Below are 17337 nucleotides of genomic sequence, written 5' to 3' on the forward strand. Positions count from 1 at the left end.
TCAAGGTTCTTTACTTTATTGCTCAGCAATTTACCTTTCCCTCTCGCTCTAGCATAGCCAAATATAATTACATAAGAATTTATTATTATTATCTTACTCCCCAAATTCTATAATTAACAATTTATAATGGAATATTCCCATGCTTTTTTTTAGGTATTTCTTCTTTTTTTGTTCGTAACATATCCAGTGCTTGTATCAGTTTTATACGTGTCTCCCTCGGATCTATAATATCATCAACCATACCGTACTTTGCAGCAACATAAGGATTTCCAAATTTATCACTATATTCATCAATCAGCTCCTGACGTCTTACTTCAGGTTCATCACTATTCTTAATCTCTTTTGAAAAAATGACATTTACCGCTCCCTGTGACCCCATAACTGCAATTTCTGCATTTGGCCATGCATATACGATATCTGCTCCAATTGCTTTACTATTTAGTGCCACATATGCTCCTCCGTAAGCTTTTCTTAAAATCACAGTAATTTTCGGTACGGTTGCTTCAGAATATGCATATAAGACTTTGGCACCATGACGAATAATACCACTATGCTCTTGATTCACTCCTGGAAAAAAACCAGTTACATCTTCAAATGTAATCACCGGAATTTGAAAAGAGTCGCAAAAACGAATAAATCTTGCTGCCTTATCAGATGAGTTAATATCAAGACTTCCTGCTAGTATTTTTGGTTGATTACAAACTAGTCCAACTGATTCTCCATTTATACGTGCAAACCCTACTACAATATTTTTAGCAAAACCTTTTTGCACCTCAAAAAAAGATGCAAAGTCTACTACTTGTTCAATAACTCGCCGAATATCATAAGGACGTTGTGCATCATTTGGCACGATATCTGCTAAATCTATACGATAATCTTCTTCTGATTCTTCTTTTAACATAGGTGGCTTTTCTTGACAATTTTGTGGAAAATAAGACAAAAGTACACGTACAAAGTATAAAGCTTCCTCTTCATCTACCGCTGAAAAATGTGCATTTCCGCTAATTTTATTATGAACTCTAGCTCCACCTAAGTTTTCTGATGAAATCCTCTCACCTGTTACCGCTTCGATTACCTTTGGTCCAGTAATAAACATTTGACTCTTTTCTTCAACCATTATTACAAAATCTGTAATAGCTGGTGAATAGACTGCCCCACCTGCACACGGTCCTAAAATTACTGATATTTGAGGGATAACTCCTGAATATTTTACGTTTCTGCGGAAAATTTGACCATATCCATCCAAAGACAATACCCCTTCTTGAATACGTGCACCTCCAGAATCATTTAACCCAACAATTGGTACACCATTTTTTGCAGCTAAATCCATCACATTAGAAATCTTCTTAGCATGCATTTCTCCAAGTGCGCCACCAAACACTGTAAAATCTTGTGAGAAAAGATAAATCGGACGGCCGTTTATTTTACCATAACCAGTAACAACACCATCACCTGGACCACTTTTTTTATCTAATCCAAAATCTGTACACCGGTGTTCAATAAAAGGTTGTAATTCTACAAATGTACCTTCATCTACTAATAGTTCAATTCGCTCCCTAGCCGTTAGCTTTCCCCTTTGATGTTGTTTATAGATTTGTTCGTCACCACCCCCCATATGGATAGTGCTTTTTTTGTCATATAATTCAGTTATTTTACTGTAAATATCAATCAATTAGGGTCACCTCCCTTGTCACATAGTTCATACAATGTGCCATAACTAGAATTCGGATGAATAAATGCTATTTTTGCACCCTCAGCTCCAAGTTTAGGTGCTTTATTAATTAACTGTATTCCCCGTTCCTTCATATATTGAATCCTCTTTTCTAGTATCGTTGTTTCAAATGCTATATGATGTATCCCTTCTCCACGTTTCTCTATAAAATGCGCTACTGGACTTTCTTTACTTAATGGTTCTAATAACTCTAATTTACTTTCACCAATTTCTAAAAAAGCTACTTTTACTTGTTGTGATTCCACTTCTTCTATTCCTAAAAGCTCTAAATTCAAGATATCCGTATAAAATGGTAATGTTTTCTCCAAAGACTGTACTGCAATTCCAATATGACCAATTTTCTCAAGCATGTTTATTCTCCTTTTCAAAATGAATACAAACCCACTGCATATATTCAAATACTATTTCAGCAACATTTGAATGCCCTTTTGTTTCATCTCACTATTACTTATTACAAATAAAAGACCTAATCAATTTTATACATTACTGGATATAAAAACCAAAAGACAATTGATAATCCTAGCAAAGAAATACCACAACCAAAAATAATATTTAAGATTTCAACATTCCACATAAGAAGAAGCGATGTAAGCCCATAAGAAAGTGGTATCAATCCCATCGATGATAAAGTAAGCAAACTCATAATTCTTCCCATATATTCCTCTTCAGTAAAATTCTGAATAATACTAATAACAGGAATGATCGTCATTTGTATCAACATTCCAACTACACACAACACAATTACACTAGTCCAAAGTTCTGTGGACTTACTAAATATTAAAAAGCTTACTGATAAACATAAAAGAAGCATAAGAACTAGTTTCCCTCTTCTTTTCTTGATATTAAGTAATACCATAATTATAGATCCTACTAGTACTCCAACTGATAAACTTCCCTCTAAAAAACTGTAGTGCATCGCTCCTCCCTTTAATACTGTATCTACAAAAATAGGAAGCCCAATGAAAAGAGGACCAACAATAAAAAAGTTTACAAAAATAGAGATAAATAAAAGTGATGATAAAACACTAGATTTACGTAAGTATTTAATCCCTTCACGAACTTCTTTACTAATTTTCATTTCCTTTACATTTTTCTTTTCATCATTTTGAATATTAACCATCGAAACCGTAATTGTACTTAGTAACAACATACTAGCAACAAATATAAATGCTATAGTATAGCTAAATTCCCCTATTATTATCCCCCCTACAAATGGTCCTATAATTACTGATAACTGATTAGTGGTATAAATGATAGAATTTGCCCTTGCAAGTTGAGACGAATGAACTATTAGAGGTATTATTGAATCTCGAGTAGGATTAAAAAATGCACTTAGTACACCAAATAAAAATGCATAAATAATAAAGGTCACTAGCGGAACCTTATTAAACAGAATAAATATTAAAACGATAGAACTTACCAAAATTGTTCTAATTAAATCAGATAGGAGCAGTACCTTTGATTTATTCCAATGATCTGCAACAACCCCTCCTATAAAAAGAAATAACATTTGGGAAATACTCGAACTAATCATAACAGCTCCCACAGCTGCTCCTAAATTTAAATCCTTCACTATATACCACGTTTGTGTAAAGATAAACATTGAAGCTCCTAAACTGGAAAAGCCGGTGGCAATTAATAGTAAAAGAAAAGCTTTATTTCTAACGAGAGATGATGAATATTCTTCATACTTCACCATAGCTTCCATATTATCTACTCCTCTTTCTTATTTGTAGGTCGCTATACTTTCGGCTTTCATCTATAAAAAAGAAGGGCCTAGCCCTTCTTTGCTAAGCACCAATCTTAAATTCTTTTTTGTCCTTACTCTTTTTAAAGAATTTGTAATTGAGCTTCATTAATGCTTCATATACAACAGGAACAATCACTAGTGTTAGTATTGTTGAAGAAGTCAACCCACCGATTACTGTAATTCCTAGTCCCTTTGAAATTAATCCACTTCCGTCTGATACTCCTCCAAAAAGCAATGGAGATAATGCTCCTATTGTTGCAATGGCAGTCATTAAAATTGGTCGTAACCTCGTTACCCCAGCTTCAAGGATTGCTTCTCTTATTGGAATACCTTGTTCTTGATTTCGAATCACTCGATCTATTAATACCACAGCATTAGTTACAACAATTCCAATTAACATAAGTGTACCAATCATTACTGAAATGCTAATTGGTTCCTTCGCGATTAACAGTCCTACCAAACTTCCAATTAATGCATATGGTAAAGAAAACAATATAGCTAACGGTGCTAATCCTCCACCGAAAGTAACAACTAGAACAAAGTATACAATGACAATTGCACTAATCATTGCAATTCCCAATTGTGTAAAAGATTCATCAATTTGCTCTGTCACTCCACCAATATTGATTTTCACACCAGCTGGTACCGACAATTTGTCCATTTCTTTTTCAATACTTTTTGTAACCTTTCCAACGTCTTTATCTGTTATCTCAGCTGATACTTTTGTATAAACTTCCCCATTCTGTTTTGTAATAAAAGCTGGAACCTCACTTACTTCTCCATCTAATATTTCATTCAAAGCTACCTTTTGATTCAACATTGTAGGCAATTGTTGACTTACTAACTCTTCTTGATTAGTTAAAACAGTCCCTTCTACAACTTTAATTTCTGCTTCTTGCCCATCGACTTCCAAAATTCCAATTTTTTCTTCTTTAGGCGGAACTAATTTCCCAAATACTTGCTCCGGTCGAATCCCAAAATCAGTCATTTTTTCTGTGTCCAAATTAAAGTTCACTTGATTTAAAGAATCGGACAAATCTAATTTGACATTGGCTAAATTCTCATTCTTTGATAAATTACCTTTAACTTCATCCGCAACTGGACGAATGTCTTCAACAGTCTTTCCGTAAACAAAAACATCCACTTTACCATTGCTACTACCTGAGCTTTGGAAGCCCCATTCACCCTCATGCATTTTCTTTAGATCCTTGACAATCGCCTTTTGTTCTTTGTTTATATCTTTTAAACCATCTTTATAAGTAATAAAAAACATTACTTGCTTCGTATCTGCTGGATTTAAAGGGTTTCCTGCACCATAAGATGCCTGAACCATCTTAATATTCTTTCTTTTTAATAGATATTCTTCTGCTTTTTTCACATCACTATTAATCGTATCCTCTGTAGATCCAGATACTGGGTTATATGTCGCTAGTATCATTTTGTCACCACTTGATCCAATGAAGCTAACCCCAATAGCTGGGATTAAGAATATACTGCCCACAAATAACGCGCTAGCAAGAAAGAACGTAACTAACTTATGATTTAAACTCCAATTCAGTACTTTGTAGTAACCTGTAATTGATTTCTTTGAAGATTCTTTCTCAACCACTCCCGCTTTTTTCTTAAGCATTAAATGTGCCATCATAGGCACGACAGTAATTGAAACTAATAGTGAAGCTAATAGTGCAAAGACAATAGTTAATCCAAATGGCATAAATAACTCTCCAACCGGTCCATCAACTAGACCTAGTGGCAGGAACACAGCAACTGTTACGATCGTAGAGGACATAATAGATGAAAACATCTCTGAAGTGGCAGCCTTAATTAATTTTGCACCACTTAATTTCTCTCCTGCTAGAGTCATACGTCTATATATGTTCTCTATAACTACAATGGAATCATCTATGACACGCCCAATAGCAACTGTCATAGCTCCTAATGTCATTAGATTTAAAGTAATATCTAGCTGTTTTAATAAAATTAAAGAAATAATTAGTGACAAAGGTATAGAAATAACCGCAATGATTGTCGACTTAATATCTCTTAGAAACATTAGAATAATTAATATCGCAAAGGCCGCACCCATTAATGTTTTGTTTAGCATCATCCCGACAGAGTCTTCAATCGGTTTCCCACTATCTAAAACAGAGTTAAACTCTAATGATTTGTTCTTATTTTCTAATTTTTTAAGTTCTTTTTTTACACCTTCTACAACCTCTACTGTATTACCACTACGACTCTGAGATACCTCAATACTAATACCTTCTTTTCCATTAGTCCTAGAGACAGACTGTGCCTTCTCAACCATTTTTACATCTGCAATCTCTTTTAAAGAAACAGAAGGAACATTTTCAGAATTTGTGATTTCATTATTCAATACAGTTGAAATAATAGGTATACGTAAATCACTAATTGTTTCGACACTATCTCCATTTCCATTAACTTTAATAACTTTTTCCTTACCATCAAGCACTTGCATTCCTAAATTCACATCATTTTTAACCGTTTTTAAGTATGTTGTTACCTCTTGTGGTTGCAAACCATATTGTTCTAATTTATCTTGTTGAAATTTAATTTCCACTTCTTTATTTTGTTTTCCAACAACTTTAACATTAGAAACACCTGCTACTCCTTCAAGCTCAGGTACGATTTCCTTCTCAGCTAGTTTGCTTAAATCTTCTAATCCTCTTTTACTATCAGTTAAAGATAATACGTATACAGGTAGATCATTAAAATTAACCCTTGCAATGTCTGGATTTTGCGCTCCTTCCGGGAGTTCTATTTTAGAAACAATTTCCTTTATCTCACTTTCTGCTTTTTCCATATCTGTCTTAAAATCGTACTGGATTGCTATTGTAGAAGCTCCCTCTAATGAAGTAGATGTAATATTTTCTACACCTTCTAAATTCGATAATTTCTTCTCAATAGGTTCTGTTACTTTATTCAATACTTCTTCTGGTGAAGTTCCAGGGTATACAGTTGTAATATTCACCAGTGGCTCATTGATATTTGGAATTGTTTCTAGTTTCATAGAAAATCCCGCATATGTTCCAAATACGATAATAAAGCATGTTACAATCCAAACGGCAAGTTTATTTTTAATCGAGAATTCAATAACTGATTTCATGCATTTTCTCCATTCATATCATATTTTTTCAACACTATACTTACATTGTTCCCACCAAATCCAAATGAGTTACTCATAGCAACATCAATAACACAATTAAAATTCTCCTCTCGAATAATATTTAATGAAACCTCTTCATCTAAGTGATCACAATTGACAGTTCTAGGAATAATGTTATGCTGCATCGATAAAATCGTAGAAATAATTTCAACTGTGCCTGAAGCCCCTAACATGTGTCCTGTTAAAGACTTAATAGCGTTAATAGGGACTCTTTTTCCATATTCCCCAAACGCCCTGTGAATAGCGTTGTTTTCCATAATGTCGTTATATATAGTACCTGTGCCGTGCGCATTTATATAATCTATTTCATTAGGAGCAATATTTGCTTCATCCAAGGCCTGATGCATCGCTAAAGCTGGCATTATTCCCTCTGGATTAGGAGCTGTAATATGATAACTATCTGTATTGCAACCGTATCCTACAATTTCAGCATAAATAGGTGCATTTCTCTTTTGCGCATGTTCTAGACTTTCCAAAATAATAATTCCAGCCCCTGCTCCCAACAAAAAGCCGTCCCTATCTCTATCAAAGGGCCTACTTGCCATAGTTGGCTCTTCATTCCTTCTCGTCATTGCATTTATCCTTGCAAGTCCAGCAACATTTAATTCTTTAATACCATCCTCAGTGCCACCCGCAACCATAACATCTGCTATACCATCTTGGATTATCCTTACAGATTCTCCGACCGTATTTACCCCAGTTGCACAAGCGGTTGATAAAGCATATGAGACTCCTTGCACCCCAAACCTTTTAGCAAGCATAGCTGGTACATAGTTAATCATGCTACCTACAAATTTATTAGCATCTATTTCCTTAATACCATGCTTGATATAGGCAAGATAATTATCTTGTACATACTGTTCTCCCCCATTACTTGAGCCAACTAGAACACCAACACGATATGGGTCTATTTGATAACTTTCTAATCCAGAATTTCGCCAAGCCTCTAAGGCTGCAGATAAGGCAAACTGCGCGAATCCATCTAAATTTTCTTCCTTTTTGATTCCCCTCACTTCAGCTGCAATTTTTGTAGCAAATTCCTTTGTATTAAAAGAAAGAATTTTTCCTGCACCACTTTTCCCATTCAGTAAGCTATTCCAAAAATCTGTAACATTATTTCCAATTGGTGTCACAACTCCATACCCTGTAACTACTACTCTTGGTTTCAATTCCTCGCTCCCCTCAAATAGTTTTTCTTTCATTTCCCATTGTAAAAATTTAATGGAAATAAAACCCCCGTATATCCCGCATAATTTTCGATCTAAATAAATCAATTTTTTATTTCTTTATATTCATAATCCACCAAAAATTATTGTCAAATAAAAAACAGCCATTCTGTCATCAAATACTTTCAACAGAATGGCTGTTTTTTCTATAAATTATATAATTACGACACAATTCCTAAACTCTATAAATAAAAAATGGGCTTGAATTAATTTTCAAACCCATAACGTAAAACTAAAGAATAAGCCTTATTAAAAGCTTACTTTTCAACTTTCAGTTCTTCTAATAACTCTTCTACGTAATGCTGTGCACTTTGTGCTGCAATACTTCCGTCACCAGTTGCTGTTACGATTTGGCGAAGCATTTTCTCACGAATGTCTCCTGCTGCAAAGATACCAGGTACACGTGTTTCCATACGCTCATTCGTTTCAATGTAGCCATTTTCATTCGTAATACCTAACTCTGCAAATGGTTTAGAAAGTGGAAGCATACCGATGTAGATGAAGACACCGTCTGTTTTGAACTCTGTCTCTTCTCCGCTGTTTACATCAACAAGTGTAACGCTACCTACTTTTCCATTTGATTCGTTAATTTCTTTTACAGTGTGATTCCAAATGAAATCAACTTTTTCATTTTGGAATGCACGATCTTGTAAAATCTTTTGTGCACGTAATTCATCACGGCGGTGAACAACTGTTACTTTCGTTGCAAAGCGCGTTAAGTATACGCCTTCTTCAACTGCAGAGTCGCCGCCACCAATAACAACAAGCTCTTTATCTTTGAAAAATGCACCGTCACATACTGCACAGTATGATACACCGCGGCCACCAAGTTCTTTTTCACCCGGTACACCAATCTTTTTGTACTCTGCACCGCTTGCAATAATGATTGCACGTGCTTTGTATTCTTTTTTACCAGCGATTACTGTTTTATATTCTTTACCGTCGATGATCTCTTTCACATCGCCGTATGCATACTCTGCACCAAATTTCTTCGCGTGATCAAACATTTTATTTGATAAATCCGGTCCTAAAATATGATCGTAACCAGGATAGTTTTCTACTTCTTCTGTATTTGCCATTTGTCCGCCTGGAATACCACGCTCAAGCATAAGTGTACTTAAGTTCGAACGGGACGTGTAAACAGCAGCCGTCATCCCCGCTGGCCCAGCTCCGATAATAATGACATCATAGATCTTTTCTTCTGACACAGTATTCAGCTCCTATTCGTTTTCGCTCATTTTGTACCTTCATTATACTCATTTGGCATACTTTTTCCTACTCATATGCTTATGCGTGCGCGCGTCTAACCGCCTGTACGTACTTTCTCACAGTCGCTGCCGATATATTATATATATTCCCTATTTCAGCCTGCGTCATCTTTTCGCATTGCTCACCACGCACAACATACTCTACCGCTGCCGCAAAGGCATACACATTTGTAAATACTTTTCCTTCTGTGTACAAACGAATAAACGTACAGAACCAATAATGTAGACACTCTTCAATTAAAGCATCATCTTTTTTCGTGTAATTATACAACGCGTCTGCTATATGAACACAATGCTCAAACGCCTTCATTTCTTTCGGAAGACTCTTATTACTATTCGTTAAGAAAAAGTATTTTGCGAGCTGTGAAACAATTGGAATGCGCTTTGCCGACTGCATAACATCAAAGAAAAAGCCGACTTTTTCTGGCGTTGTTAATTCATTCATTAAATAAAGAGCTAACATCTGCTCTTCTAACGTCTCGCTATTTCGGAATGATTGCTCTAACTCATGAAACAAAACATTTTGTGTGTCATCCACTAAATTTAGTGTATTCCACGGTTCTTTATCTTTTTTATCTGGATGTAGCTCCACGACATGTTCCCACATTTTTTCAGCTGTAACTTCATCTTTCACCATATACGCTGAATATGCAAACCAGTAATAAAAGCTAACATCACCTTCATACCCTTGACGCTTTAGGAGTTTTAACCATCTATAAGCTGGCTCAAACTTTCCAATTGTCGCAAATGTCGTCCCCAATTTCAAACGATGTTCAAATGACATTGGGTATACGCTCTCCAGCTGGCTTGCTAGGCGCTCTACTTGCTTACTTTCACCAATAGAATATAGAAAAATGAGCGTATTACAAAGAGCATGTATATTCCCTGGATTTTTCTCTAAAATCATTTCCGTTAGCTTTAAAGCTTTGTCCACGTTCCCTAACTGAAAATGTGCAATCGCTAAATTGTTATGCCCTGACCAAAACTCTGGATACTGCGTCGTTACAGTCTCCAGCAATGCAATCGCTTCTTCTAATTGTCCGTTTCGAATATAACCGTTCGCTTGCTCTTGCATTAAGATTAACTCATCTTCACCTTCGAAGTCATCTTCTCCAATGCCTTCCTCTTCCATAATCTCTAACAGTTCAAGAGTCTCTTCAACAAATTCTTTATCTTCTGCTACTTCTAAATATTGTTCCGCATACTTCTTCGCCTGTTGAAATAATCCAAGATACGCAAAATTATTTGCTAGAAAGTAGTAACACTGCTCCATATCTTTATTCGTACGAATCAATTTTAGCAGCAACTGATTTGACTCTTGATACTCTCCCGTCTCCGATAATGCGGTCGCCAATTGGCATAAAATAAACGGCTCACTTTCACCTTGTGCCGCTCGTCTTAAATATTTCACTGCATCTTCTAGCTTATGGTTTTGATATGCCCGCATTCCTTTTTTATAAAAGAAATCAGCTAATTGATTAAACGAGATAACTTGTCCGCTATCTTTTCTAAGTTCTTGTTTTTTCCCCATATATCCTCCATCGTTTCTTCGGTCATACTTTTCCTGTATATATAAGTATAAACGATTCCCCCAAAAACAAAACAATATATTATACTCAAATTCTTCCTTTTTATTCACAAAACCAAGAGGAATGATTTAACATTCCTCTTTTGTTATGATTGGTAACAAATCGCTCATTTTTTCAAGTACATAGTCTGGATTGTACGACTCTAAATATTCTCTTCCTTTAATCGTCCACGCTACAGCTGCTGTTTTCACTCCTGCATTTTTCCCGCCAACGATATCATGATGATTATCTCCAACCATCAACGTTTCTTCTGGCTTTGCTTCTAATAAACGAATTGCTTTTTGAATCGGCTCTGGATGTGGCTTTACATTTTCAACATCATCAATTGTGACAATGACATCAAAAAATGAATCTAACTTTGTAAGCTTCAGTCCCATATTCGTCGTTTCTCTAATTTTCGTTGTTACGATTCCAATTTTATATCCTTTTTCACGCAATATTTTCACTGTATCGTAAACGGTTTCATATTCTTCAACTAACTCATCGTGATGGTCATGATTAAACTGACGATAACATTGAATCAATTCTTCTACACGATCTTTATCAATTGAGCTAAATGTATCATGAAGAGACGGACCGATAAACGGCAATACATCTTCTCTTTTATATTGATTCGGATAGTACGTATGTAACGTATGTAAAAAAGAAGAAATAATCAATTCATTTGTATTAATAAGTGTCCCATCTAAATCAAATAGTACTGTGTTTATTTTCATGTTCTCCATCCTTCCTCAAATTCCCTGCATATGAAAGAAGCAGCGCCTATGATAGGCGCTACTCATTTATGATTCTAAATACCTCTTCTTAGAATGCCCCATTACTCTTCTTACAATAATAAAAAGGATAGCAGCAACAATTAAACCAATTGACATCATTTGTGCAACGCGTAGTCCGCCAATCATTAAGCTATCTGTACGCATTCCTTCGATGAAGAAACGACCGAACGAATACCAAATGACATATGTGAAAAACAGCTCGCCGCGGCGTAAATTTACTTTTCTTAATAAAAGTAAAACAATTACACCCGCAATATTCCATAACGATTCATATAAGAATGTTGGATGATAATACACACCATCAATATACATTTGGTTAATAATGAAATCCGGTAAATGTAAGCCTTCGAGGAACTGTCTCGTTACTTCATCACCATGTGCTTCTTGGTTCATAAAGTTTCCCCAGCGTCCAATTGCTTGCCCAAGCAAAATACTTGGCGCTGCGATATCAGCCAGTTTCCAAAATGAAAGGCCACGCATTTTCGCAAAGACCACTCCCGTCACAACAGCTCCAATTAAACCACCATGAATGGCAAGTCCACCTTGGCGAATGCTAAGAATTTGACTCGGATATTGTGAGTAATACTCCCATTCAAATATAACGTAATACAATCTGGCACATAAAATCGCAATCGGCACAGCAATTAATACTAAATCAACGAATGTATCTTTTGGAATACCACGCTTCTCTCCTTCACGAACTGCTAACCACAGTCCAAGAAGCACAGCTGTACCGATAATAACACCATACCAGTAAATCGGAAACGGTCCAAGCTGAATCGCAATTCGGTCAAGCTGTGGAACAGATGCTAACAACATACCCATTACTCCCTTCACTATTAGTCTTGTTTACCTACTTCAATCGCACTCATTAAGCGCTCTGAAAATTGCTGTGCTGCATTGACACCCATGCGCTTCAATCTAAAGTTCATAGCTGCTACTTCAATAATAACCGCTAAGTTTCGGCCTGGTCGTACTGGCAACGTAATTTTCGTCACATCTGTATCAATAATTTTCATCTTTTCTTCATCGAGACCAAGGCGATCATAGTTTTTCTTTTGATCCCAAATCTCAAGATTAATAATTAAAGAAATGCGCTTATGGTTACGAACCGCACCCGCACCAAATAACGTCATAACGTTAATGATACCTAAACCACGAATTTCTAATAAATGTTCAATTAAATCTGGCGAACTACCAACTAACGTATCTTCATCTTCTTGACGAATTTCTACACTATCGTCCGCAACAAGACGATGACCACGCTTTACAAGCTCAAGCGCTGTCTCACTTTTACCAACACCACTTTGTCCTGTAATTAATACGCCAACTCCATATATATCAACTAATACACCGTGAACCGCCGTCGTTGGTGCAAGCTTACTCTCTAAATAATTCGTTAAACGACTTGATAAACGCGTCGTCGTTTGCAACGAACGAAGTAAAGGTACACCCGACTCACGAGATGCTGTTAATAACTCTTCTGGTACTTCTTGATCACGCGTTACAATAATACAAGGTGTCTCCTCTGTACAAATTGCCTTTGACCTTACTTCCTTTTGCTCTTTCGTTAACGTATGAAAAAACGTAATCTCTGTCTTTCCAAGAAGCTGTACACGATCAGCTGGATAATATGTAAAGAACCCCGCCATCTCAATACCAGGGCGCGACAAATCACTCGTATCAATCGGACGATGAATCCCTTCCTCACCGCTCACTAACTCTAGGTGGAACTGCTCTATCAAATCTTTCGTACGAACCTTTGGCATAATAAACCTCCACTGTGACTTATAAGTCATGTTTTCACTCTATTCGATATTGTATCATTTTTTATAGGAAACAAGAAATGATAGCGGCGCGTTTTTCATTAGCACTTCGCCATCTTTGTGGATTCAGTCAAAGCTGGACATAATTCAGTCACTTTCCGTTGACATAAAAAATAAGCTGCCATTGGCAGCTTATTTTTTATCCGTTAACGGCTCAACAATCACTCTATCGATCAGCATATTCAAAATAGAAATAAAGATTGAAGCGATAATCGCAACGCTAAATCCTGATATATTAAAAGCGTCACCTAATAAAGAGTCAGTAATTGTCAGTGTAATCGCATTAATAACGATTAAGAAGAACCCAAAAGTAAGTACCGTAATTGGTAATGTAATAATAATTAAGAGTGGTTTTACAAATACGTTTAAAATCGCCAAAATGACGCTAGCGATAATTGCTGTTTGTATATCGGCAATATGAAATGCGTCAGGAGTAATCATTTTTAAAAGACCTGATACAACAATTAACACAACGCTATTTACAAGAAGCGATATGATCCACCTCATTTTCTTTCCACATCCTTTTCGCTTGGCACAATGATAATCCAAATCATATATACAAATAATAATACGCCAAATCCAAAGAAAACACCAAGCACAAACAATATGCGAAGAAAAGAGGCATCAATTTTTGTATAATCCGATAAGCCGCCTAACACACCTGCAACGGTACGATTATAATGAGAACGATACAATTTACTCATGAGATAGCACCTGTACACCTTTTATGATATTCCACACAATGATGATAAGATTTACAAGCCCAAACAGTAATACCGTAACCACCATAACAACCCCAGCTTGTTCAAGTGAATTAGAAACAAGAAACATCAAAAACATCACAAAGAAACAACAGAATGGTAACACATGTGAGATCAATGCTTTTTTTGCATGTTTTCTTACGATTTCATGCTGCGAAACGAAGTACACAACGATAGGAAATAAAAAAGGAGCAACGAACACACTAAAATAACACCCTGCAGCTAACATTTTATCCGTAGAGTTCAGAACATCATCTCCTCTTCCAAAAAGAACCGTATACAAAAGAATATATCTTCCGTATACGGTTCATTCCCGTTCTTTATCCCAGTTAACCAGGATAATAATTTCACTTTATTGCACTATTTCTTCTACTTTGTCTTTCATACGTGCTTTGTCACGATTTAAAATATCTTTTAAATACTTACCCGTATATGAGCGCTCTTCTTCTACAACTTGCTCCGGTGTACCAGCTGCAACAATTTGTCCACCTTTATTTCCACCTTCAGGACCGAGATCAACGATATAATCTGCTGTTTTAATTACGTCTAAATTATGCTCGATTACAAGGACCGTTTCACCATTATCTACAAGGCGCTGCAATACCTTTAATAAACGAGCAATATCATGAGCATGTAACCCTGTCGTTGGTTCATCTAAAATATATAGCGTACGTCCCGTTGAACGGCGATGCAGCTCAGAAGCAAGCTTAACGCGCTGTGCTTCTCCGCCCGATAATGTTGTCGCCGGTTGACCAAGTGTCATATAACCAAGCCCTACATCCACAAGTGTTTGCAATTTGCGCTTAATTTTCGGGATATTTGCGAAGAATTCCACACCGTTTTCAATTGTCATTTCTAATACATCAGAAATGTTTTTATCTTTATATTTTACGTCCAATGTTTCCCGATTATAACGTTTTCCGTGACAAACTTCACACGGTACGTACACATCTGGTAAGAAGTGCATTTCAATTTTAATAATACCGTCGCCACGACAAGCCTCGCAGCGGCCGCCTTTTACGTTAAAACTAAAGCGCCCCTTTTGATAACCACGCACTTTTGCCTCATTTGTTTGTGCAAATACATCACGAATATCATCAAATACACCCGTGTATGTTGCTGGATTTGAACGAGGTGTACGTCCAATTGGAGACTGATCAATATCAATTACCTTATCTAAATGCTCAAGCCCTTTAATTTCTTTATGAGCACCTGGTTTACTTTTTGCTTTATATAACTTTTGCGCAAGTGTTTTATATAGCACTTCATTTATCATTGTACTTTTTCCTGATCCAGACACACCTGTTACCGCAACGAATGTACCTAGAGGGAATGACATTTTCGCATTCTTTAAGTTATTTTCCTTCGCACCAATAATTTCAACTTTACGTCCATCACCTTTACGGCGCTCGAGCGGAACTGGAATGAATTTCTTCCCGCTTAAATATTGCCCTGTTAAAGAAGCTTCATCGTCCATTACTTCTTTCGGCGTTCCAGCTGATACAACTTGACCGCCATGAACTCCTGCACCTGGACCAATATCTAATAAGTAATCTGCAGCCATCATCGTATCTTCATCATGCTCAACAACAATTAACGTATTTCCTAAATCTCTCATCTCTTGAAGCGTATGAATAAGTCTATCATTATCGCGCTGATGTAATCCGATGGACGGCTCATCTAAAATGTATAATACGCCGGTTAAACGAGAGCCAATTTGTGTTGCTAAACGAATGCGCTGCGCCTCTCCGCCCGACAGCGTCCCCGCGGCTCTGCTAAGCGTTAAATATTCTAATCCAACATTCACTAAGAAACTTAAACGCTCCTCTATTTCACGTAAAACTAAGTGAGCAATTTTTTGCTGTTTTTCTGTCAGTTCTATATTTGCAAAGAAATCATGCGCTTCTTGTACAGAGAACTTCGTCACTTCTGCAATTGTTCTCTCACCAACAAATACCGCTAAGCTTTCTGGTTTCAAGCGGCCACCTTTACATTTTGGACACGCTTGTTCTGCCATGTACTTCTCCATTTGTTCACGAATGTAATCGGAGCTCGTTTCACGATAACGGCGCTCAATATTTGGTATAACACCTTCAAACACAATCGTGCTTTCTTTCACTTGTCCAAAATCATTAACATAACGGAAGTAAATTTTGTCGTCACCGCTCCCGTATAACACTTTATCAAATAGATGTTTCGGTATATCCTTTACCGGCATATCCATATCGATGCCATAATGGTCACAGACAGACTTTAATAACTGCGGGTAATATTGAGAACTTGATGGCTCCCATGGTGCAATCGCGTGGTTATTTAGCGATAGATCCCAGTTTGGTATAACAAGCTCTTCATCGACTTCAAGCTTCGATCCAAGCCCATCACAAGAAGGACAAGCACCATACGGACTGTTAAAAGAGAACATGCGCGGCTCAAGCTCACCAATTGAAAATCCACAATGAGGGCATGCATGATGCTCGCTAAATAATAGTTCTTCTTCTCCCATTACATCAATTAAAACACGGCCTTCACCAAGCTTTAGCGCTGCTTCTAAAGAGTCCGCAAGGCGTGATGCAATTCCTTCTTTTATAACAATGCGGTCTATGACAACTTCAATTGAGTGCTTTTTATTTTTATCTAACGTAATTTCTTCTGATACGTCCATCATTTCGCCATTAACACGAACACGGACGTATCCTTGCTTTTTAATATCTTCAAGAAGTTTTACATGCGCTCCTTTACGCCCAGATACAATCGGCGTAAGCACTTGCAACTTCGTACGTTCCGGATACTGCAGGACGCGGTCGACCATTTGTTCAACCGTTTGCGATGTAATTTCAATGCCATGATTCGGACAGATTGGCGTTCCAATGCGCGCAAATAATAAACGTAAATAGTCATAAATCTCTGTTACCGTTCCAACTGTTGAACGCGGATTGCGGCTCGTCGTTTTTTGATCGATAGAAATGGCAGGTGACAAACCTTCAATCGCATCTACATCTGGCTTATCCATTTGCCCTAAAAACTGGCGCGCATACGCTGATAACGATTCTACGTAGCGGCGCTGTCCTTCTGCATAAATCGTATCAAATGCTAAAGAGGATTTCCCTGATCCGGACAATCCCGTCACAACAACAAGTTGATTTCTCGGAATGGTGACATCAATATTTTTTAAATTGTGTGCTCTTGCACCTTTTACAACAATAAAATCTTTACTCATCTCTC

14 protein-coding genes are annotated in these 17337 nt (G+C 36.8%); all 14 read right to left on the reverse strand.

Annotated features, from left to right (window positions below; all coding sequences use genetic code 11):
* Positions 1–121: 121 nt before the first annotated feature.
* Positions 122–1672, reverse strand: coding sequence for an acyl-CoA carboxylase subunit beta (locus BAMA_RS00640; protein WP_034635033.1), 1551 nt, complete (start codon positions 1670–1672; stop codon positions 122–124).
* Positions 1669–2082: a methylmalonyl-CoA epimerase gene (mce, locus tag BAMA_RS00645; RefSeq protein ID WP_034635034.1), complete on the reverse strand. Its 414-nt coding sequence runs from the start codon at positions 2080–2082 to the stop codon at positions 1669–1671. Before mce ends, BAMA_RS00640 begins: the two co-directional genes overlap by 4 nt.
* Before the next feature lie 116 nt (positions 2083–2198).
* Entirely contained in the window at positions 2199–3440 is a 1242-nt protein-coding gene (locus tag BAMA_RS00650; protein WP_034635036.1) for an MFS transporter, read from the reverse strand.
* An 82-nt stretch (positions 3441–3522) separates the two neighbouring features.
* Complete coding sequence (locus tag BAMA_RS00655; protein WP_034635038.1) at positions 3523–6609, reverse strand: efflux RND transporter permease subunit; 3087 nt, start codon at positions 6607–6609, stop codon at positions 3523–3525.
* On the reverse strand, positions 6606–7838 hold the full coding sequence (locus BAMA_RS00660; RefSeq protein WP_034635596.1) for a beta-ketoacyl-[acyl-carrier-protein] synthase family protein: 1233 nt from the start codon (positions 7836–7838) through the stop codon (positions 6606–6608). Before BAMA_RS00660 ends, BAMA_RS00655 begins: the two co-directional genes overlap by 4 nt.
* Positions 7839–8152: 314 nt before the next feature.
* Positions 8153–9103 carry a thioredoxin-disulfide reductase gene (gene trxB / locus BAMA_RS00665; protein ID WP_034635044.1) on the reverse strand — a complete coding sequence of 317 codons (951 nt, stop codon included), beginning with the start codon at positions 9101–9103 and terminating at the stop codon, positions 8153–8155.
* A gap of 79 nt (positions 9104–9182) precedes the next feature.
* Entirely contained in the window at positions 9183–10694 is a 1512-nt protein-coding gene (locus tag BAMA_RS00670; protein WP_034635046.1) for a tetratricopeptide repeat protein, read from the reverse strand.
* A gap of 126 nt (positions 10695–10820) precedes the next feature.
* On the reverse strand, positions 10821–11468 hold the full coding sequence (gene ppaX, locus BAMA_RS00675) for a pyrophosphatase PpaX (protein ID WP_034635048.1): 648 nt from the start codon (positions 11466–11468) through the stop codon (positions 10821–10823).
* 66 nt (positions 11469–11534) lie between these two features.
* On the reverse strand, positions 11535–12347 hold the full coding sequence (lgt, locus tag BAMA_RS00680) for a prolipoprotein diacylglyceryl transferase (RefSeq protein ID WP_034635049.1): 813 nt from the start codon (positions 12345–12347) through the stop codon (positions 11535–11537).
* A 20-nt stretch (positions 12348–12367) separates the two neighbouring features.
* Positions 12368–13297: an HPr(Ser) kinase/phosphatase gene (hprK, locus tag BAMA_RS00685; protein WP_034635051.1), complete on the reverse strand. Its 930-nt coding sequence runs from the start codon at positions 13295–13297 to the stop codon at positions 12368–12370.
* 189 nt (positions 13298–13486) lie between these two features.
* On the reverse strand, positions 13487–13861 hold the full coding sequence (locus BAMA_RS00690) for a phage holin family protein (RefSeq protein ID WP_034635059.1): 375 nt from the start codon (positions 13859–13861) through the stop codon (positions 13487–13489).
* Entirely contained in the window at positions 13858–14058 is a 201-nt protein-coding gene (locus BAMA_RS00695; protein ID WP_034635062.1) for a PspC domain-containing protein, read from the reverse strand. The genes BAMA_RS00690 and BAMA_RS00695 overlap by 4 nt, the downstream gene beginning before the upstream one ends.
* Positions 14051–14344, reverse strand: a complete 294-nt coding sequence (locus tag BAMA_RS00700; RefSeq protein WP_034635063.1) for a magnetosome magnetite crystal formation protein family — start codon at positions 14342–14344, stop codon at positions 14051–14053. The genes BAMA_RS00695 and BAMA_RS00700 overlap by 8 nt, the downstream gene beginning before the upstream one ends.
* Positions 14345–14467: 123 nt before the next feature.
* Positions 14468–17332: an excinuclease ABC subunit UvrA gene (uvrA, locus tag BAMA_RS00705; RefSeq protein ID WP_034635066.1), complete on the reverse strand. Its 2865-nt coding sequence runs from the start codon at positions 17330–17332 to the stop codon at positions 14468–14470.
* Positions 17333–17337: the final 5 nt, after the last annotated feature.

Source organism: Bacillus manliponensis, assembly GCF_000712595.1.
GTDB lineage: Bacteria > Bacillota > Bacilli > Bacillales > Bacillaceae_G > Bacillus_A > Bacillus_A manliponensis.